The following is an 18939-nucleotide window of genomic DNA, read 5'->3' as shown; positions in this document are numbered from 1 at the left end:
AGTAGTTAATAATTGAGTTTACATATGGTCGATAAGCGATACCAGATATTTATCTCAACCTCTGGAGAGGAGATGTCTGTTGAAAATCGACTGATTTGTCAGACACTTGTGGCAATGGGATATTTTGTGTGGGGAATAGAAAAACGATGTGAAATAACAACGACTTTAGCACGTCGCCAAATAGATGAATGTGATTATGTTATTTTATTGCTTGGTGATGGGTATGGTCAGCAGTCGGCTTCTGGTGTGAGTTATGTGCAACTAGAGTATATATATGCCTTAGCAAGACAAAAACCGATGATGGTTTTTATACATAAAAATACAGAACAAGAGAATGATGCATATTTATTAGATGAGGAATATAAAAAGTTTAATCATTTCTGTGAGTTAATTAAGCAAGAAGTCAAAGATATATTTGAGTATGACTCATTAGATCATCTGGTTGAACAGGTAAAAAAATATATACCTATGATGTCTAACCGTTATCCAAGCCAAGGTTGGATGCGTGCATATAATAATACGAGACTGTTGCAAGATGAAATAAAACGTCTTAAAAGTAAGGTAGCACAATTTGAACTTCATTTTGAAAGTCAGCATCAATTGATACATGGGCATCAATCTGCAAAGCTCTCTGATATTTTTGCATTAGACTATCAAGTTTATGCGTATGAAAATGATTCATTTGAAGTGATTGTAAGAACAGTGTGCTTAACATGGTTGGAAATTATTCAAATCATAGGGCATTCTTTTTTAAAACCTCAAACCGAAGAAGTATTTGCTCAGTGTTTAAATAAGTATTTAACCCAAGTTACATGGTCAATATTGAGCAAAGAAAATCCAAATTTAAGTCATATTACAAATACTGCAATTCATATGCGTGCTTTATATTTAATTAAGCTCCACGTGAAACAAAATCATTGGATTATGCCTGTTGGTCGTGATCATAGACAGCGTACACTTTGGAAGGTAAGTAAAGATATTCAGAATATTTTGAAAAAGAACATATAAAATATAAATTTATTGAATGATTGTGAATAACGATAAGTTTTAGCAAAAAAAACCAGTAACTATATTATTTTATTTAAAATTCAAAACCGTTAAAGTAGATAAAAATATTTCGAGCGTATGAGTGAAAATGAAGCAAGATAAACCAAAAGTCACAGTAATTCTCGCTAACCTCGGCACACCTGATGAACCAACTGCACCTGCTGTTAGCCGATATTTAAAAGAGTTTTTATCTGATCAACGTGTTGTTGAAATTCCTAAAGTGATTTGGCAAATTATTTTACGCCTTTTTGTGTTACCACGCCGTCCTAAGCGTGTAGCAGAAGCCTATGCTTCGATTTGGTGGAAAGATTCGCCAATGCGTGAAATCTTATTTGATCAAGCAGATTATTTAAAAAAATCGTTACCTGAAAAATATCCTGAGTTTGACCTAAATATTGTGCCTCTCATGACATATGGTAACCCAGGTATGAAAGCACTGCTTGAAGATTTAGATGGCAGTAAAACGGATCATATCTTACTGTTTCCACTTTATCCGCAATATTCTGCAACGTCTACCGCACCGCAGTATGACTTGCTTTCAAAGTGGGCATTAAAACAGCGTAATTTACCAGGTATTAGTATTATTCGTGATTATTACCAGCACCCATTATATATTCGTGCGCTTGCAGAAAGTGTAAAACATTTCCGTAAAGAACATGGCACTGCCGACAAACTTTTAATGTCTTTTCATGGTATTCCACAACCATTTGCAGATAAAGGCGATCCATACCCAGAACGTTGCCGTAAAACAGCTAAATTGGTTGCACAAGAACTTGGGTTACAAGACAGTGACTGGGCAATCAGTTTCCAATCTCGTTTCGGTGCGCAAGAGTGGGTGCGTCCTTATACAGATGAGTTGTTAGATGAGTGGGGTAAGAGTGGCGTTAAATCTGTTCAGATTATGAGTCCAGCCTTTTCAGCAGATTGTTTAGAAACATTAGAAGAACTAGCCGTTGAAAATGCAGAAAACTTCAAAAAAGCAGGTGGAGAGTCTTATGCTTATATTCCTGCATTGAATACAGATGAAATGCATTTGAAACTTTTTCAAACATTGTTGACTGCCCATTTAGATGCGATCAAGGTAACATTGGCTCAATACGAATAAATAAGGCGATATACCCATGCTGCAAGTTAAAATTGTACCTGTGACGCCATTTGCACAAAACTGTTCAATTGTTTGGGACAGTGAAAGTAAAGAAGCAATTATTATAGATGCAGGTGGCGATGCACAAAGAATTCAACAAGAGGTTGAATCTCTTGGAATTCAGGTTAAACAATTATGGCTAACACATGGGCATCTTGACCATGCAGGGGCAGTTGGTGAGCTTGCACGTGTATGGGGTATTCCTGTAGTTGGCCCACATAAGGAAGATCAGTTCTGGTTAGATATGCTTCAAGATGTTTCTGCACAATATGGCTTTCCAATTCCTGAACCTGTTCATGTCTCGACTTGGCTTGAGGGGAATGAAATACTCACTCTTGGTCAGCATCAGTTTGAAGTGAGATTTGCACCGGGTCACACACCAGGGCATGTTATTTTTTACAATGCCGAACATAAGTTATTATGGGCAGGTGATGTGCTATTTAAAGAGTCGATTGGCCGTACAGATTTTCCAAGAGGAAACCATCAGCAACTTATCGATTCCATTCATAGCACATGTTTTACATTACCTGATGAAACGCAGTTCATTCCAGGACATGGTGAGATGAGTACCATTGGTCATGAGAAAAAATTTAATCCCTTTCTATCGGGTAGAGCAGGTTAGTTGAGTTTAGAAGTCTTCTTCTTTTGATAGTTCAGATTGCGGTGCATCTTGAGTTGGTAAACGGTATGTTTCATTTGCCCATGCGCCAAGATCAATCATCTTACAGCGTTCTGAGCAAAATGGACGAAATGCATTGTCTTGCCATTTCGCAGGTTCACCACAGCGCGGACATGGAATAGAGCGTGTCATAAAAAAACATCCAAATATGAGAGTAAACGTATGCAATAAGTCTTCTGCTTGTTAGACTTATGCCAATTCTTACTAGTTTGATCTGATTATGCAAATTCGTCAATTTCAGGCACAGCGGATGATTGCCCCTCGTCAATTTCAACCTATTGAAAATAAACCAATTGTAGTTGAAGTTGGGGCAGGAAAAGGAAAACATGCATTACAATTTTGTACTTTGCATCCAACACAGACCCTTTATGCCATTGAACGTACTCGTGAGAAATTCGATGCAATGCATAAACAGGCACAATTACACCCAATAAAAAATTTGGTCGATATTCATGCAGATGCATTGCCATGGGTGACGCATGCACTGTATCCGAAACAGGTTACACAATTCTTTTTACTTTACCCAAACCCTGAGCCTCATAACTCTGCACAGCGTTGGTTAAATATGCCATTTTTTGAGTTTTTAATCTCTCGTTTGGCAGATGAAGGCACAATTACACTTGCAAGTAATATTGAAAGTTATATTGAAGAAGCAGAGCAACAGTTAAAAGAGTTATGGCAACTGCCATATGAAAAACAAATCATTGCAAGTGATTCTGCGAGAACGCATTTTGAAGTGAAATATTTACAACGTGGTGAGTTATGTCAGCAACTCATTATTCGTAAACCACAAGGATACAAAACACGGTTTGATGATTTTGAGCCTTTAAATGGTCAGAGTAATGTATGAGTAAAAAGTCTGTTGCAATTGTAGGTGCAGGGCCTGCTGGTTTAATGGCAGCAGAAGTTTTGAGTCAATATGACTACGATATTCATGTATTTGAACAAATGCCTTCAGCTGCAAGAAAGTTTTTAATGGCAGGTAAAACAGGTCTAAATATCTCTCATGCAGAAGATCTTTCAAAATTTATTCACCGTTATGATCAAGCTGAATGGTTGAAACCGTGGATTACTCGGTTTGATTCACAGTGGGTACGTGCATGGATGGATGGTTTAGGTGTAACGTCTTATGTGGGAAGTTCAGGGCGTATCTTTCCATTAGAAATGAAGGCTGCGCCGTTATTGCGTGCATGGTTGAAAAGGTTAGCCAATACAGGTGTTCAGTTTCATTATCGGCATAAATGTACAGGTATCGAACAAAAAAAACTAAGGTATATCGATACATCATCAAAAGAAACCATCGAATCTGAAAAGGTATTTGATGCAGTTATCTTGGCTTGTGGTGCAGTATCTTGGCCAAAACTTGGGAGTGATGGTCGATGGCAGGAATGGTTACAGCAACAAGAAATTAAACCCTTTGTCGCAAGTAATGTCGGGGTTGAGTTTTCTTGGTCGAAGTATATGGAACCTATTTTTGGTCAGCCATTAAAGCGTATTCAGGCATGGACATCATCTCAACATAAAGTAGATGGTGATATTGTGATTACACATTACGGTTTTGAAAGTGGTGTGATCTACCGTCTCAATCGTACATTACGTGTATCAAAGACACTCTATTTAGATTTATTGCCTCATCTTTCAGAAGGTGAGTTGGTATTGAAACTATGTCAAAATAAAAAGCAATCACTTGCGAATATTTGGCGGAAAGTAGGATTAGATCAGGCAAAAATTGCATTATTGCGTGAAATAGTTGAGAAAGATTTTTGGCAGCAGTCTGAAAAGATGGCATACCACATTAAAAATCTAGAAATTTCTATTCAAGGTTTTCGACCGATAGAAGAAGCTATTAGCTGTGCAGGTGGGGTGAAAGAAAATGTATTGTCACCAATGCTAGAGTTAAACTCTCAATCAGGTATTTTCTGCTGTGGAGAAATGCTTGATTGGGATGCACCAACAGGTGGTTACTTACTTACAGCTTGTTTTGCAACAGGGCGTATAGCAGGAAAAGGTGCTCACTTATTTTTATGCAAAAATAATTGAAATTTTTCTGAAATTATCTTTATATAGTTATCCAGCATATAGGAAATGGCATCTTCCTTTTAATAAAAACCGCCAATATGGCTAATGATGCCTACGTAATCTTGATAAATACAGGGTACGTAGGTATGCGCACTCTGTTCATATAAAACCAGAAATAGGACAAGTATATGTATTATTCATTAGCTGCAATTGCTTTAGGCTCAATTTTAGGTGGTTGGTCTAGATGGTGGGTGGGACTAAAAATGAATAGTCTACATCCCAATATTCCAATGGGGACGGTTGCTGTAAATTTGATAGGTGGGTTTATTATTGGCTTTGCTATCGCATTTTTTGCACAAAGTCAGCTCAGCCAAAATTATAAATTATTTGTGATTACAGGTTTTTGTGGTGGTCTAACTACCTTTTCCACTTTTTCTTTAGAAGTTGTCACTTTATTACAGCAAGGACGAATTTCTACTGCCATGTTGGTCATTTCTATTCATGTGATTGGTGCATTGTTATGTACGATGGCAGGAATGGCTGTTTTTCAATGGTGGCATGGTGCTTAAATACCAGTTATTTCCGATATGCTTAAAAGCATATCGGAAACGCATGTTTTAAGCTTTTGGCTGAAGTACATCTGCATCAAAAGAAACACCTTGCCATCCTGTTTTCATGAACTGGCGAATATTTTGGTGGTCTTCTTCATTTGGCGTTGCTTGAACTTTTGCATAGTGTTCTGCAAATAGTTGAAGTGTTTCTTGTTCATTTAGGCCGTGTAATTTTGCAAATGAAAGGACTTTTGCACTACCTTGGTTTTCCGTTGCTTGGTTTTTCTGAGCACCATTGACGAAAGCTGTTGGGGTATGTGTGTAGTGACGGTCAATGTAAGAAATCACATCTATAAATTTAATTGTATTTGCATTTAATTGTGCTAATAGATGCTGTGCCATTTTCTGTCCAATATAAGTGATAAAGCTTTATCGTACAACAAATGGCATTATATACAAATACTTAGTTCTTATGTTGACTAGGAATAATTTCTTCAAAGAGATCACTTAAATTATCATTGACTTGTAAATGGATCATATTCCAATAATGACCTGAAATTGTTCGATTAATCATAAGAGTATCGGGTGACGGTTTAAATAAATCCCAATATTTTAAAGATTTTTTTGCCAATTCCACACTGTCATGGTGAGCTGAATTTTCTTTAAAATTGTACTGTTGAGTAAGTGGTCTAAGTAACACTTCAAGCCATTCATGGTATAAGCTCGCAGGGAATTTATCTTTTTCTGTTAGAGCTTGCAAATCGAATAAAGCTGTTTCTAATTGAGGAATATTGCCATTACGAGAGGCTTGAATAAGGTCTTTAAATTGTTGAATCACATAAGAAGAAATAACCTTTACACCGCCGTAATCATATACGATAACATCACCGTTTTCTCGAAATGCAAAGTTCCCAGGGTGAGGGTCACAATGAAAGCGCTTTAAGTGAAAAATTTCTTGCCCTATGGCTTTCACAAGTCGTCTGCCTAAAGTATTTCTAAGGTCTTGACTCCAAGTACTTGCTGTTGAAATATCATGCCCTGCTTCAAGGCTAAGTGTTAATAAATGACGAGTAGAGTAGGCTTTAAATACTTTTGGGATAATAACTTGGGGGTCGATAGTCTGGTGAAATGAACGAGCAATCTCTAAATTTTGAGCCTCTATTTCGTAGTTAAGTTCATTCGCTAGACTTTCCTGAATTTCACTAAAAAGTTTATCTTGAAGTTTTTTATCAATTTTTAATAATCCCATCATTTTTAGAGCTAAGCGAATTTGCTTTAGATCACTTTCACAGGCTTCATCTACACCAGGATACTGAATTTTTACGACAACATGCTCACCAGTTTTAAGCTGTGCTTTGTGAACTTGTCCAATAGAAGCAGCAGCAAAAGGAGTTTCTTCAAAAGATGAGAATGTTTCATTTAGTGGTTGTTTTAGCTCTTTTTCAATTTGTACTTTAATGTCATTAAATGACATAGGAGGGGCTTGGCATTGTAGTTTTTCGATTGCTTTAGATACTTCTACTGGAAAAATATCTTTATATTGTGATGCAATCTGTCCAACTTTCATTACTGCACCTTTCATTTCTCCAAGTGTATCTGCAATTTGAATCCCAATATCTTGAAAAAGCTTTTGTCTAGCTTGGTCTTTGTGTTGTTCGTCTGCGGTAAAACTGCGAATAGAGTTGGAAACTGTTTTGGTTGCAATATTGGCGGTCATACTTGCAAGTTTAAAAAAACGTTTACTTGGAGAATTGACTAACTGTGCCATGTGCTATTTCGCCTATGAGAAATGCTTCATTTGATAATAACGACGTTTATATAAGAGTTGTGCCAGATAATTGTTATTTTTTAATATTAAGTATGTGATTGATGTGTAGCTTTCTAAGATTGAACGTATATTTGATAATAAAAGAAAGTTTTTGAGTTTATTTATTTTATACGGTAGGTATTCGTTTTGAATAATATAAATATGAATTTTTATATATTTAAATTATTAAAGAGTAGATTAATTAAGTATTAATCTACTCTCATAATACTTATGCTTTACCTTCAGCTTCAGCAGCTTCCATTTGAGCACGCTGTAAATTTGCTTCAAACTCAGCATCAAAGTTGATTGGGGTAAGTAGTAACTGAGGGAAACTTCCTTTTGTTACTAAATCATTTACCGCTTCGCGTAAGAATGGGAATAAAATATTTGGGCAGTAAGCACCTAAAATATATGGTAAACGATCTTCTTCGATACCATCTACAAGGAATACACCTGCTTGTGTAATATCAACGATAAATGCAGTTTCACCTGCATTTTTTGCTTCTACAACAACTTTTAAAGCAACTTCAAAGTGAGTCGGATCAACTTTATCTGCATTTGAAGATAAGTTAATATTTAACTCAGGTTGCCATTCTTTTGTAAAAACATGTGCCCCAGGAACCTCAAAAGAAACGTCTTTTGTATAAAGGCGTTCCAAAGCTAATTGCGGTTGTTTTTCTTCACTCATTATTAAATCCTTCTTTAATGTATAGAACTAATTAATTAATCAATTAATTCATCAAGTTTGCTTTCGCGATCTAATGCATAAAGCTGATCAAATCCACCAATGAATTGATCGTTAATAAAAATTTGTGGCACTGTACGGTGATTTGTACGTTGCATCAGCTCAATACGTACATCTGGTGCTTCATTTGAAAGGTTAACTTCTTTATATGAAATCCCTTTGCGTTCTAGAAGTTGTTTTGCACGAACGCAGTAAGGACATACTGTTGTAGAATAAATGACGACATTTGCCATAATGCTTCTCGCTAAACGTTATTTTGCTTTAATTAATGGTAAGCCTTGAGCTTTCCAATTTGAGATACCACCATCTAAGCGGTAGCTGTCGGCATATCCCACTTGTGCAATTGCACTGCCTGCAACTTGACCAAGATTACAAATAAAAACAAGCGGTCGGCCTGCTGTTTGTAGTTCTTCAGTATGATTTGCTAAGTTGCTGTATGGAATATTGCGGCTACCACTAATATGACCTTCTCGATAGTCTTTCGCATCTCTTAAATCAATCAGCATTGCATTTTGTGCTTTCACCAAAATACCAAGGGATTGTGGGGAAATTTTGCGGCCATTGCGTTTTCCTTCAATTACGAAAAACAGTACGATAAGAACCGCAAGCAGACCAAATAAAAAGGGGTGATGCCCCATGAATTCGAACCAACGTTCCACAAATCACCTTATTAACCATCAAAAATTGAGCTAGAGTATAGCTTATATTAATAGTGATCAAAAAGCGCAGTTCAAGGGTAATTGTTAAGAAAATTAAGTTTTTTGGTTTGCTGTCTGAATTTCATCGCATAAACGTAAGAAACTTTCTAAGCGTCTTGGTAGGATTTCACCTGTTTGAGCCGCTTTTTCGAGTGCGCAGTTTTTTGCATTTTTATGCGTGCAGTTTCTAAATTGGCATGACCCAATGAGCGGTGATATTTCAGGAAAACCATGATATACCGCATTTTCTGTAAGGTGCCATAATCCAAATTCGCGAATGCCTGGAGAGTCGATCAGTGCCCCATTTTCACCAAAACTAATTAAGCGTGTGGAGGTTGTGGTGTGTTGCCCTAGTGCAGAGTTCTCGGAAATGATATTGGTTTTTTGTGATGCATTGGGAACAATGGTATTGATAAGCGAGCTTTTACCGACACCTGATTGACCAACAAATGCAACAGTTTCACCATCTAGGCGCGTTTTAAGTGGTTCTAAATCGCCATCGGACTGTGTAAGCATAATTTCATAGCCAAGCGCTTTATATTCATCGACTAGCGTATGAATTGAATCATTTTCTTTAATTAAGTCAACTTTATTTAACACTAAGAGTGTAGGAATATTTGCATCTTCACAAGCCACTAAGTAGCGATCTATAAGCATAGGTGCAGGCTCAGGAAGCGGTGCAAATACAATAACAATAAGGCTAATATTGGCGGCGACGGGCTTTACTTTATGATATCGGTCAGGGCGTGTAAGTAATGAAGTGCGGTCATGAATTGCAGTAATAATACCCAAGCCTGTATTAGGGTCGGCTTGCCACTTTACACGGTCGCCAGTAACCAGTAACTCTAAGTTGGTACGTGTATGGCAACGCCAAACACTGCCCATTTCGATGGGTTTCCAAAATGGTTCAGGCTCTCCTGAAATGACAATTGGCTTTTCAGGATGATTTTCAGGAACAGACAATGCTTTAACTTCAAGTTGTCGACCATAGTGCTGTACGACTAATCCTTCAAGATCATTGGAGGTATCAATTTCATCTTGACGAGATTGATGTTGTTTTTGAATTCGACGCTTTTGTTGCTCTGTCAAACGACGTTTACGGATAAGAGCCATTCACATATTAAAAACCAGTTAAGAGATGGCAAAAATAGCATGAAGCACGGTTCAATTACAGCCAAGAAGCAATAAATTTGCTACTATTCATGTTTTAAGTGAATAAGAACTGATTTCATGAGCAGCACAGTAGATACACGGTTAATTTGGATTGACCTCGAAATGACGGGTTTAGATACTGATAATGATAAGATTATTGAAATTGCAACTATTGTAACTGATGATAATTTAAATGTGCTTGCTGAAGGGCCTGTATTGGCAATTCATCAGTCTGACCAAATTTTAAATGGCATGGATGAGTGGAATACACGTCAACATGGGCAATCTGGGTTGATTGGACGTGTGCGCCGTAGTCAATTGACGGTACGCGATGCAGAAGAGCAAACTATTGCATTTTTAAAGAAGTGGGTTTCACCAAAATCTTCGCCAATGTGTGGAAATTCGATTTGCCAAGACCGTCGATTTATGCATCGTTTAATGCCTGAGCTTGAGCAGTTCTTTCATTATCGTAATTTAGATGTATCTTCTGTGAAAGAGCTTGCAAAACGCTGGCGTCCTGAAATTATGAGTGGTCTTAAAAAAGAAGCTTCTCATTTAGCATTAGATGATATTCGTGATTCAATTCGTGAATTAAAATATTATCGTGAATACTTTTTTATTACCAATGATGATTAATTTTATTTAAATAATCAGATTTAAAATGCTCTTAATTATATTAAGGGCATTTTTTTTATAACATAATTTTTTTAATATTTAGGTTTTAATAATATCAGTTTTTATTTTAGCGATGATTATTAATTATCATAAAAAGGTCATTTTTCTGTCATAAAAATGTCTTTTTATTTATTCATTCTTATTGCTCTTTAATAAGAATAGTTTAGATTAATTATGACTCACCTAACCTTAAATAGAATTAAAAAAAGCTGGGGCGATAAAGTTGCGCTAGATGAAATTAGTTTTCAGGTTCAGGCTGGTGAATTTATTGCATTACTTGGTCCATCGGGTTGCGGTAAAACAACACTACTTAGAACAATTGCAGGTCTAGAATATGCTGATGCAGGTGAGATATTATTAAAAGAGAAAAACGTAAGTCATTTAGGGCCTGCAGATCGTCATTTATCTATGGTCTTTCAATCTTATGCATTATTCCCACATTTAACAATTCGTGAAAATTTACTATTTGGTTTAAAAGCAAGAAAAGAAGATAAATCTACTTTTGAAAAAAGACTAAGTGAAACCGCAAAATTATTAGAGTTAGATGCATTATTAGATCGTTTGCCTGCACAGCTTTCAGGTGGACAACAACAACGTGTTGCCTTGGGTCGAGCTGTTATTTCTAAAAGACCATTATGTTTAATGGATGAACCTTTATCTAACTTAGATGCAAGACTACGTCAAACTATGCGTAGAGAAATTAGAGAACTCCAACAAAAATTAGGTTTAACCTTAATTTATGTAACTCACGACCAGACTGAAGCAATGACAATGGCTGATCGTATTGTACTGATGAACAGTGGACATATCGAACAAATTGGTCATCCAACAGAGTTATACAATGATCCATGCAATGGTTTTGTTGCACAGTTTATTGGCGCACCTGCCATGAACATCTTTCCATTAAATTCAGTCAGTCATGGCTATGGTATTGGTGGAAAAGCATTTATTTCACATATTGATGCAAAAGATATTTCCATGGGACTTCGTGCAGAGGCTGTCAGAATAATTTCTGCAACGCAAGGAAAAATGACGGCAACAGTTGTTAGTTATGAGTATTTGGGTGCAGATACACTTTTATTGTGTGAACTTGATGCCCAGCCTCAAAGTCAAATTACAGTCAAACTTACTGGGCTACATCAATATTCGGTAGGTCAAACAGTTGGTCTAGATTGGGATAAAGATGCCCAATATATTTTCACAGGAAAAGCGTTAAAGCGCTATCACTTAAAACATTTAGAACAAAATACAAATATCTCATTATCATCTCAGGAGAAAGTTTCATGATTAAGCGTCTTGGAGCAATGTTGTTATTGGCAGTAGGCTCGGCAAGTTTTGCAGCACCAGTCACTTTGCAAATGTACTATCCAATTGTTGTTGGTGGAAAAGTACAGGGTACAATTGAAGGTCTTGTAAATGATTTCATGAAGCAAAATCCAGATATTAAAATTAATCCTATTTACACAGGCGATTATGTTACAACGGTAACGAAAGCATTAACTGCATATCGTGGGCATAATGCACCACAACTTGCTGTAATGGGAGATATTGAGGTTTACTCTTTAAAAGATGCAGGTGCAATTATTCCTGTTTCTGATTTAGTGAAAAATGATCCTGAAGGACAAAAGTGGTTAAGTCATTTTTATCCTGCTTTTATTCGTCATATTGATGGAAAAGTATGGAGTGTTCCTTTTCAGCGTTCTACCAATGTGATGTATTGGAATAAAGAAGCATTTAAAAAAGCAGGTTTGAATCCTGAGCATCCACCACAAAATTGGCAAGAGCTAGTCGATTACGCTAAAAAACTGACGATTCGTCAAGGGAATACAGTGACTCAATGGGGGGTTGAAGTTCCTTCAAATACACCAAATGGGTATTGGCCATATCAAGCATTTGTTGCGTCAAATGGTGGCCATCTAGACAATGGTAAGGGCACAGCCGTTACATATTACACGCCTAAAACTGTAGAAGCTTTAAACTTTTTACATGATTTATCTGTGAAATATAATGTTTCTCCAAAAGGTGTAATTACAGACAGCACCACACCACAAGACTTCATTAATGGTAAAACTGCAATGATGTTTATTTCTACTGGAAACTTGGGCGAAGTTCGTCAAAAAGCGAAGTTTCCATTTGGGGTAGGAATGATTCCTGAGAAGACACAACGTGGTAGTCCAACAGGTGGTGGTAGTCTTTATATGTTTAGTGGGATGACACCAGATCAACAAAAAGCAGCATTAAAACTTGTTCGTTGGTTGTCTGAACCTGAGCAAGCAGCACGTTGGAGTATTGCAACAGGATACATCGCAACATCACCTGCTGCATGGGAAACCAAATCTATGCAAGCATATGCGAAACAATATCCACAAGCATTGGTTGCACGTGAGCAATTGAAATATTCACAACCTGAACTTTCTACCTATCGTAGTTTGCAAGTTAAAGAGTTACTTAATCGTGCAATCGAAGCAACGGTAACAGGTCGTGATTCGGCAGATAATGCATTGAAGAGTGCACAGTCGCAAGCAGATCGTTTATTAAAGCCTTACCAGTAAGAGGTTAAAATGTCTGGAGCAAGTCCTGCTGTAACAATGCGACCAAGTATATTGTCAAAGCAAGTGTATGGGTATTTGTTGCTATTGCCTGCGTTGGTTTTCTTAGTTGTATTTACGCACTATCCAGTCATTGCAACATTTTGGCAAAGTTTGTTTGCTGGTCATGGGGGAGGTCCTGCTAAATTTGCAGGGCTTCAAAACTATCAAAGTATTATGCAAGATCCTGTATTTATTCAATCTGTGAAAAATACATTATTTTATGCACTAATCACGATTCCATTATCTTGTGGCTTGGCATTACTTATGGCACTGGCAGTGAATCGTCCTTGTAAGGGGCGAGGATTATTGCGGAGTGCATTCTTTTTACCATCATTGTTGCCAATGATTGCGATTGCAAATCTATGGTTGTTTTTTTATAGCCCACAAACTGGCGTACTTAATCACTGGTTAAATAGTTTGGGTTTTTCTTCTGTTAACTGGTTAGGTGATCCACATGTTTCGCTTTACAGCTTAATGGCTGTAACTGTATGGAGAGAAGCTGGATTCTTTATGATTTTTTATCTTGCCGCATTACAACAGCAAGATGCAAAGTTATATGAAGCAGCAAGGGTAGAAGGTGCATCAGCCTCTCATTTCTTTTGGAAAGTACAGTGGCCTTTACTTATGCCAACCACCATTTTTATTTTAATTAATGCAACATTAAATGCTTTTCGTTTAGCAGATGTCATTATTGCAATGACCAATGGTGGGCCAGATAACAGCACAACGCTATTGTTGTTTTATATTTATCAAACGGCATTTAGCTATTGGGATACAGCATCTGCATCTGCAATGACAATTGTTTTGTTGGTGATGTTGGGAACTTTGGCATGGCTAAAGTTTTATTTCTTAGATAAAAAGACATGGTACCAATAATGCCAAATTTCTTTAAAGATAAGGTTGTTCCATCTATTCTTTGGACGCTCGTTTGGGGTGGTGCATTATTGTGGCTATTACCTCTACTATTGGCAGTATGGACAGCATTTCATCCTGCTGAGTTACAAGGGCAATTTATTTTATTTTCGCCTATAACTGTAAATAATTTTATTCAAGCATGGCATACAGCACCTTTTGCAAAATACTTTTTAAATACCTCGCTGTTGGTTATTTTAATTGTTTGTGTACAACTTGTACTTGCGACTTTGGCTGCTTATGCTTTGGTTCGATTTCCTTTAAAGGGAAAAGGGTTGTTATTTTCGCTGATTTTATTGCAGCTTATGATTAGCCCTGATGTACTTATTTTACAGAATTACCAAACGATAGGTTCTTTAGGTCTGCGTAATACATTGGTTGGTATTGCACTTCCATATTTCTGCTCTGCGTTTGCTATCTTCTTATTGCGCCAAACTTTTAAAAGTATTCCTGTTGTTTTAGAAGAGGCTGCAATGATTGAAGGTGCAAGCCATTGGGGAATCTTATGGAAAATTTATGTACCACTTGCATTCCCTGTATACGTTGCTTTTATCTTGGTATCGGTAAGTTTTCACTGGAATGACTTTTTATGGCCGCTTGTGATTACAGACTCTGTAGATGTGCGACCACTAACGGTTGGCTTACAATTATTTTCTGCACCTGAGCAGGGTGTTCAATGGGCATTGGTAAGTGCTGCGACACTCATGACATCTTTACCATTACTTGTACTATTTATTTTCTTCCAAAAGCAGTTTGTACAATCATTTATGCGTGCAGGAATTCGATAAATAATGCAATCTTCTGATGAGGCTATTTTAGAGAAGCTATTAAACTATCCAGAATTTAGCTTAAAACATGAAGATAAATTTCGGATTGCATTTTTGGCAGACCCACAATATGCAAACTTAGAAGATGATTTAGAGGAGCGTTGCTACTTTCGAGCAACGCTCAATAAAATGACGAAAGTCATGCACTTTCTGAATCAGCAATCATTAGATTTAGTTGTTACATTGGGTGATATTGTCGATCGTGCATGGCATGATTATCCTGCTGTTCTAAAACCTTATGAGGATCTATGTCATCCTCATTTGTTTGTTTTAGGCAATCATGATGCAACAGCGATGTTCTCACAATTTAAAGTAGATCCTAATTACCATGTCCCTATTCGTTATCATTCATGGTCTTTAGCCCACTTTCGTTTAATTATGATTGATGGTAATGATCGGAGTTTGCATGCGTATCATTCAAATGCGCAAGAATATTTAAATGCAAAATTACAGTTAAGTCATTTAGCTCAAGAAAAAAAGCAATATGCAAAGTCTTGGAATGGTGCTTTAAGTCCGAGTCAACTTGAATGGTTAGAAGAGCAACTGATTGAAGCCCAACAAGCGCAACAGCAGGCTGTTGTGGTTGGACATTATGCTTTAGACCCAAACTTGAATGCGCATAATTTATGGAATTGTGAAGAGGTCATTGCACTATTACATAAGTATGGGGCAAAAGTGAGCCTCAATGGTCATAATCATTGTGGTGCTCAATATGTATTGGGTGAAACTCTTTTTTATACTGTACCTGGTATTGTGGCAGACCCTTATATTGCACCGTTAATTATTTTAGAAATATCTAAAGACGGTGAATTGTCTATAGAAAGACATTATCTTATAAAAAAATAAAATGAAGTTACAAAAACACATGATGCAATATATGATGATGCCTTGAAAAGCATTAAACTAGTACGTATATCTCAATAATCTTTAGAAATTAGAGCGAAACAATGCAAAGTAATAATCCTATTTTAACGCGCGTTGAAACTTACGCCGATTATCAAAAGCCAATGACCATTCAAGGGACTATTGGTAAGTCAGTTCTTCTAACAGGTATTGCAGCAGCAGTCGGGTTAGCCATTTTCTTTTATTGTGCACTTACAATGAATACTGCTATTGCGGGTGCAGCAAGTTTGGTCGGTGCGATTGGTGCAATGATTCTTGCATTAGTTACAGTGTTTAAACCCAATACAGCCCCAATGCTTGCAGTACCTTATGCATTATTTGAAGGTGCTTTTTTAGGTGGCGTTTCATTTGTTTTTCAAATGAAGTATCCGGGTGCGCCGTTACAAGCATTGCTTGCAACATTTGTAACGACACTTGCGTTATTTGGTTTGTATAAGTTTCAAATTATTCGTGCGACTGAAAAGTTTAAAGCTGTTGTGATGTCTGCAACTTTAGCAATTGCACTGGTATTTGTTGTACAAATGGTTATGGGGCTTATTTTTAGCTCATCTATTCCATATGTTTTCCAAAGTAACTGGTTAGGCATAGGTTTTGCTGCATTTGTTGCAGTAATTGCATCATTAAATCTTATTTTAGATTTTGATTTAATTGAAAATGCAGCGGCGCAACGTGCACCACAGTCATTTGAATGGACATGTGCAATTTCATTACTTGCAACATTGGTATGGATGTATATTTCATTCTTACGTTTAATTGGTATTTTGTCGAATGACTAATTCATTCTTCTAAATAATTTGATGAGGTCGTCTTTGTAAGTACAAAGGCGACTTTTTATATGAAAAGACCAAAAAAATGAAAAAAGATGCTTTATGCAATTTCTAAAAATGTCCAAAATAGGCATTATTTCAGGAATAGATTTTAACGAGAGAATATAAAATGGCACTATTAACAGGTAAGCGTTTTTTAATCGCTGGTGTAGCAAGCAAGTTATCTATTGCATATGGTATTGCACAAGCATTACACCGTGAAGGGGCAGAGTTAGCATTCACATATCCAAATGAAAAGCTTAAAAAACGTGTTGATGAGTTTGCTGAAAAGTTTGGCTCTACACTTGTATTCCCTTGTGATGTGGCTGTGGATGCAGAAATTGAAACTGCTTTTTCTGAACTAGCAAAACATTGGGATGGTTTAGATGGGGTTGTTCACTCAATTGGTTTTGCACCTGCGCATACTTTAGATGGTGACTTTACAGATGTGACTGATCGTGAAGGTTTTAAAGTTGCACATGATATTAGCGCATATAGCTTTGTTGCAATGGCACGTGCTGCCAAACCACTTTTACAAGCACGTCAAGGTTGCTTATTAACATTGACGTATCAGGGTTCTGAGCGTGTAATGCCGAACTACAATGTTATGGGTATGGCAAAAGCATCTTTAGAAGCGGGTGTTCGTTACTTGGCATCTAGCCTAGGTCAGGACGGTATTCGCGTAAATGCAATTTCAGCAGGTCCAATTCGTACACTTGCGGCTTCAGGTATCAAATCTTTCCGTAAAATGCTTGATGCAAACGAAAAAATTTCACCACTTAAACGCAATGTAACGATTGAAGAAGTGGGTAATGCTGCATTATTCCTATGTTCTCCATGGGCATCAGGTATTACTGGTGAAATTATGTATGTAGATGCAGGCTTCAATACAGTAGGTATGAGCCCAGCAATTATGGATGACGAATAATTATTATTCATGTAAAAAAGGCGACTATTAAGTCGCCTTTTTTATTTATGGTAGCTGTGTGATTGGACTACCACCTAATGCTTGCATGAGTGTGACATAAGCATTGTATTGGCTCTGTTTGGTATTGACTAAGCTCAATTGAGCAGTGCGCAAGTTTTCTTGCTGATCTAAAAGGTTTTTTAATGCCACAGCACCATATTTATATTGTATAAATACAAGTCGTTCAGCTTTTTGTGATAGGGCTACATTTTCGGCTTGGGCTGTCACTTGATAATCAATTTCTGTACGGTTAGATAGTGCATTTTCAACATCTGCAAATGCTTGGTAGAGCGTTTGGCGATACTGCAAAATGGCTTTTTCATAGTCAAGCTGGCTTACAGCAAGACTCTTTTTCATATCATTATATTGTATGAAAGGTAAGCTTAAATTTGCCCCTAAAGTTAGGGCAGGATTTTTTATAATCTGTGTAAGAGATGTACTACTTGCACCTAATCCACTTGTTAGATTAATTGCAGGATAAAAACTGGCTTTGACAGCATCTTTATTGGCTAAAGTTTCACGCAATCTTAATTCAGCTGCTTTTAAATCTGGTCTTCTTGATAGAATATCTGCAGGTAAACCAGAAGATATTTGAGGCAGATGAACTTCGGGCAGATGAGATGGCTCTGTAATATCTAACTGCTGTACAGGAACATGGAGTAAAACGGCAATTGCCGTACGTGTTTCTACAAGACTTTGTGCAATACGGCTTAAATTGGCCTGTTGGCTTTGTACAGCTTGTGCTGCCTGAGTTAAATCGACATCGGAAACAGCGCCTGAGGTATATTGTATATGTACAAGTTTATAAAGTTTTTGAGAGTTATTTAAACTTTCTTCTGCCGTTGTTTTGCTTTCATGTAAGTAAGCAAGTTGCCAATAAAGTTTAGCTGTTGTTGCAACAAGTGCTTGAGCTGTTGCTTGTAAGTCTTGTTCGGTTGCCAAAGCTTCCCATTTTGAACTTTCAGTTTGTCTTGCAAGTTGCCCAAAAAGGTCAATTTGATAACTTACACCTGTATTTATAGATATGCCTTGAGATTGTTCACTACCATTATTTAGATTGATGGTATGACCTACAGATGTAGATGCATTAACACGAAATCCTTGTTTGTTTTCTGCTAGGCCTGCCTTTAAGCGTGCTTGTTTTAGGGTAAGTCCTGCAACAGCAAAGTTATTATTTCGAGTAAGTACCTGTTGTACAAGTTGGTCTAAGTTTTTGTCCCCAAATAAAGTCCACCAACAATCTGCATAGGTGTCTATAGAAATTTGCTTATTATTGGGCTGACTTTTTTGAAATGTTGTAGGAATGTTGACTTGAGGTGCTTGGTAAGGTGTTTTAATAAATGCACTACAACCACTTAGTACGAAAGCACAGACTGAAATTGGAATAAGCGTTTTTCTAATATAGATATTCATTAT

General features: G+C 36.9%; 22 protein-coding genes and 1 riboswitch. Of the genes, 14 read left to right on the top strand and 8 right to left on the bottom strand.

Going from position 1 to position 18939, the window contains the following annotated elements; translation table 11 throughout:
- Positions 1-24 precede the first annotated feature (24 nt).
- The 3 genes from AC1MPL_RS00835 (at position 25) to AC1MPL_RS00825 (ending at position 2813) form a co-directional block, all read left to right on the top strand.
- Entirely contained in the window at positions 25-1008 is a 984-nt protein-coding gene (locus AC1MPL_RS00835) for a DUF4062 domain-containing protein (RefSeq protein ID WP_479763475.1), read from the top strand.
- 127 nt (positions 1009-1135) lie between these two features.
- A complete protein-coding gene (hemH, locus tag AC1MPL_RS00830) occupies positions 1136-2152 on the top strand; it encodes a ferrochelatase (protein WP_479763473.1) in 1017 nt (338 codons plus the stop codon).
- Between the two features lie 16 nt (positions 2153-2168).
- Positions 2169-2813: an MBL fold metallo-hydrolase gene (locus AC1MPL_RS00825; protein WP_479763471.1), complete on the top strand. Its 645-nt coding sequence runs from the start codon at positions 2169-2171 to the stop codon at positions 2811-2813.
- Between the two features lie 6 nt (positions 2814-2819).
- Here AC1MPL_RS00825 and AC1MPL_RS00820 read toward each other — a convergent pair whose 3' ends face one another.
- Positions 2820-3002, bottom strand: coding sequence for a DNA gyrase inhibitor YacG (locus AC1MPL_RS00820; protein WP_479763469.1), 183 nt, complete (start codon positions 3000-3002; stop codon positions 2820-2822).
- An 88-nt stretch (positions 3003-3090) separates the two neighbouring features.
- Between AC1MPL_RS00820 and AC1MPL_RS00815 the strand changes: the two genes are divergently transcribed.
- The 3 genes from AC1MPL_RS00815 to crcB all read left to right on the top strand — a co-directional run bounded on the left by AC1MPL_RS00815 (position 3091) and on the right by crcB (position 5458).
- A complete protein-coding gene (locus AC1MPL_RS00815) occupies positions 3091-3720 on the top strand; it encodes a class I SAM-dependent methyltransferase (protein ID WP_479763467.1) in 630 nt (209 codons plus the stop codon).
- Positions 3717-4910 carry a TIGR03862 family flavoprotein gene (locus AC1MPL_RS00810; protein ID WP_479763466.1) on the top strand — a complete coding sequence of 398 codons (1194 nt, stop codon included), beginning with the start codon at positions 3717-3719 and terminating at the stop codon, positions 4908-4910. Before AC1MPL_RS00815 ends, AC1MPL_RS00810 begins: the two co-directional genes overlap by 4 nt.
- A 32-nt stretch (positions 4911-4942) precedes the next feature.
- A riboswitch (Fluoride riboswitch) is annotated at positions 4943-5011 on the top strand.
- 66 nt (positions 5012-5077) lie between these two features.
- The gene (gene crcB, locus AC1MPL_RS00805; protein ID WP_479763464.1) at positions 5078-5458 is read left to right on the top strand and encodes a fluoride efflux transporter CrcB; all 381 of its coding nucleotides are present in this window, start codon (positions 5078-5080) and stop codon (positions 5456-5458) included.
- Between the two features lie 48 nt (positions 5459-5506).
- Here the strand turns inward: crcB and AC1MPL_RS00800 are convergent, their stop codons facing one another.
- From AC1MPL_RS00800 to rsgA, 6 genes are all read right to left on the bottom strand, one after another.
- Positions 5507-5842 (bottom strand): HopJ type III effector protein, encoded by a 336-nt coding sequence (locus AC1MPL_RS00800; protein WP_479763463.1) that lies wholly within the window; start codon positions 5840-5842, stop codon positions 5507-5509.
- 61 nt (positions 5843-5903) lie between these two features.
- Positions 5904-7208: an ABC1 kinase family protein gene (locus tag AC1MPL_RS00795; protein WP_479763461.1), complete on the bottom strand. Its 1305-nt coding sequence runs from the start codon at positions 7206-7208 to the stop codon at positions 5904-5906.
- Between the two features lie 268 nt (positions 7209-7476).
- Positions 7477-7935 (bottom strand): protein-export chaperone SecB, encoded by a 459-nt coding sequence (gene secB, locus AC1MPL_RS00790; RefSeq protein WP_479763459.1) that lies wholly within the window; start codon positions 7933-7935, stop codon positions 7477-7479.
- Positions 7936-7970: 35 nt separating this feature from the next.
- Positions 7971-8228 carry a glutaredoxin 3 gene (gene grxC / locus AC1MPL_RS00785; RefSeq protein WP_155756750.1) on the bottom strand — a complete coding sequence of 86 codons (258 nt, stop codon included), beginning with the start codon at positions 8226-8228 and terminating at the stop codon, positions 7971-7973.
- A gap of 15 nt (positions 8229-8243) precedes the next feature.
- A complete protein-coding gene (locus AC1MPL_RS00780) occupies positions 8244-8651 on the bottom strand; it encodes a rhodanese-like domain-containing protein (RefSeq protein ID WP_479763457.1) in 408 nt (135 codons plus the stop codon).
- 93 nt (positions 8652-8744) lie between these two features.
- Positions 8745-9803 (bottom strand): ribosome small subunit-dependent GTPase A, encoded by a 1059-nt coding sequence (gene rsgA / locus AC1MPL_RS00775; protein WP_479763455.1) that lies wholly within the window; start codon positions 9801-9803, stop codon positions 8745-8747.
- Positions 9804-9920: 117 nt separating this feature from the next.
- On the opposite strand from rsgA, the gene orn reads away from it, so the two are divergent.
- From orn to AC1MPL_RS00735, 8 genes are all read left to right on the top strand, one after another.
- Positions 9921-10478, top strand: coding sequence for an oligoribonuclease (gene orn, locus AC1MPL_RS00770; RefSeq protein ID WP_023272991.1), 558 nt, complete (start codon positions 9921-9923; stop codon positions 10476-10478).
- Between the two features lie 213 nt (positions 10479-10691).
- Positions 10692-11804 (top strand): ABC transporter ATP-binding protein, encoded by a 1113-nt coding sequence (locus AC1MPL_RS00765; protein WP_479763453.1) that lies wholly within the window; start codon positions 10692-10694, stop codon positions 11802-11804.
- Positions 11801-13069, top strand: a complete 1269-nt coding sequence (locus AC1MPL_RS00760; RefSeq protein ID WP_479763451.1) for an ABC transporter substrate-binding protein — start codon at positions 11801-11803, stop codon at positions 13067-13069. The genes AC1MPL_RS00765 and AC1MPL_RS00760 overlap by 4 nt, the downstream gene beginning before the upstream one ends.
- Before the next feature lie 9 nt (positions 13070-13078).
- A complete protein-coding gene (locus AC1MPL_RS00755) occupies positions 13079-13984 on the top strand; it encodes a carbohydrate ABC transporter permease (protein ID WP_479763449.1) in 906 nt (301 codons plus the stop codon).
- A complete protein-coding gene (locus tag AC1MPL_RS00750) occupies positions 13984-14808 on the top strand; it encodes a carbohydrate ABC transporter permease (protein WP_479763448.1) in 825 nt (274 codons plus the stop codon). Before AC1MPL_RS00755 ends, AC1MPL_RS00750 begins: the two co-directional genes overlap by 1 nt.
- 3 nt (positions 14809-14811) lie before the next feature.
- Positions 14812-15693, top strand: a complete 882-nt coding sequence (locus tag AC1MPL_RS00745) for a metallophosphoesterase (protein ID WP_479763446.1) — start codon at positions 14812-14814, stop codon at positions 15691-15693.
- A 101-nt stretch (positions 15694-15794) separates the two neighbouring features.
- Positions 15795-16526: a Bax inhibitor-1/YccA family protein gene (locus AC1MPL_RS00740; RefSeq protein WP_479763445.1), complete on the top strand. Its 732-nt coding sequence runs from the start codon at positions 15795-15797 to the stop codon at positions 16524-16526.
- 160 nt (positions 16527-16686) lie between these two features.
- Entirely contained in the window at positions 16687-17484 is a 798-nt protein-coding gene (locus AC1MPL_RS00735; protein WP_479763443.1) for an enoyl-ACP reductase FabI, read from the top strand.
- A 45-nt stretch (positions 17485-17529) separates the two neighbouring features.
- Here AC1MPL_RS00735 and AC1MPL_RS00730 read toward each other — a convergent pair whose 3' ends face one another.
- On the bottom strand, positions 17530-18936 hold the full coding sequence (locus AC1MPL_RS00730; protein ID WP_479763441.1) for an efflux transporter outer membrane subunit: 1407 nt from the start codon (positions 18934-18936) through the stop codon (positions 17530-17532).
- Between the last annotated feature and the right edge of the window lie 3 nt (positions 18937-18939).

This window comes from Acinetobacter sp. N1-1 (genome assembly GCF_056711485.1).
Note: the sequence above shows the minus strand (reverse complement) of the source record. Positions and strands in the feature narration are given on the sequence as shown.

What these genes read in the sequence shown, in the direction of transcription:
- AC1MPL_RS00835 (WP_479763475.1), top strand. Translation starts at nt 25, where the DNA reads ATGGTCGATAAGCGATACCAGATATTTATCTCAACCTCTGGAGAGGAG.
- AC1MPL_RS00740 (WP_479763445.1), top strand. Translation starts at nt 15,795, where the DNA reads ATGCAAAGTAATAATCCTATTTTAACGCGCGTTGAAACTTACGCCGAT.
- AC1MPL_RS00735 (WP_479763443.1), top strand. Translation starts at nt 16,687, where the DNA reads ATGGCACTATTAACAGGTAAGCGTTTTTTAATCGCTGGTGTAGCAAGC.
- orn (WP_023272991.1), top strand. Translation starts at nt 9,921, where the DNA reads ATGAGCAGCACAGTAGATACACGGTTAATTTGGATTGACCTCGAAATG.
- AC1MPL_RS00755 (WP_479763449.1), top strand. Translation starts at nt 13,079, where the DNA reads ATGTCTGGAGCAAGTCCTGCTGTAACAATGCGACCAAGTATATTGTCA.
- hemH (WP_479763473.1), top strand. Translation starts at nt 1,136, where the DNA reads ATGAAGCAAGATAAACCAAAAGTCACAGTAATTCTCGCTAACCTCGGC.
- AC1MPL_RS00730 (WP_479763441.1), bottom strand. Translation starts at nt 18,936, where the DNA reads ATGAATATCTATATTAGAAAAACGCTTATTCCAATTTCAGTCTGTGCT.
- AC1MPL_RS00795 (WP_479763461.1), bottom strand. Translation starts at nt 7,208, where the DNA reads ATGGCACAGTTAGTCAATTCTCCAAGTAAACGTTTTTTTAAACTTGCA.
- AC1MPL_RS00825 (WP_479763471.1), top strand. Translation starts at nt 2,169, where the DNA reads ATGCTGCAAGTTAAAATTGTACCTGTGACGCCATTTGCACAAAACTGT.
- AC1MPL_RS00750 (WP_479763448.1), top strand. Translation starts at nt 13,984, where the DNA reads ATGCCAAATTTCTTTAAAGATAAGGTTGTTCCATCTATTCTTTGGACG.
- AC1MPL_RS00760 (WP_479763451.1), top strand. Translation starts at nt 11,801, where the DNA reads ATGATTAAGCGTCTTGGAGCAATGTTGTTATTGGCAGTAGGCTCGGCA.
- secB (WP_479763459.1), bottom strand. Translation starts at nt 7,935, where the DNA reads ATGAGTGAAGAAAAACAACCGCAATTAGCTTTGGAACGCCTTTATACA.
- AC1MPL_RS00810 (WP_479763466.1), top strand. Translation starts at nt 3,717, where the DNA reads ATGAGTAAAAAGTCTGTTGCAATTGTAGGTGCAGGGCCTGCTGGTTTA.
- rsgA (WP_479763455.1), bottom strand. Translation starts at nt 9,803, where the DNA reads ATGGCTCTTATCCGTAAACGTCGTTTGACAGAGCAACAAAAGCGTCGA.
- AC1MPL_RS00765 (WP_479763453.1), top strand. Translation starts at nt 10,692, where the DNA reads ATGACTCACCTAACCTTAAATAGAATTAAAAAAAGCTGGGGCGATAAA.
- AC1MPL_RS00820 (WP_479763469.1), bottom strand. Translation starts at nt 3,002, where the DNA reads ATGACACGCTCTATTCCATGTCCGCGCTGTGGTGAACCTGCGAAATGG.
- crcB (WP_479763464.1), top strand. Translation starts at nt 5,078, where the DNA reads ATGTATTATTCATTAGCTGCAATTGCTTTAGGCTCAATTTTAGGTGGT.
- AC1MPL_RS00800 (WP_479763463.1), bottom strand. Translation starts at nt 5,842, where the DNA reads ATGGCACAGCATCTATTAGCACAATTAAATGCAAATACAATTAAATTT.
- AC1MPL_RS00815 (WP_479763467.1), top strand. Translation starts at nt 3,091, where the DNA reads ATGCAAATTCGTCAATTTCAGGCACAGCGGATGATTGCCCCTCGTCAA.
- AC1MPL_RS00745 (WP_479763446.1), top strand. Translation starts at nt 14,812, where the DNA reads ATGCAATCTTCTGATGAGGCTATTTTAGAGAAGCTATTAAACTATCCA.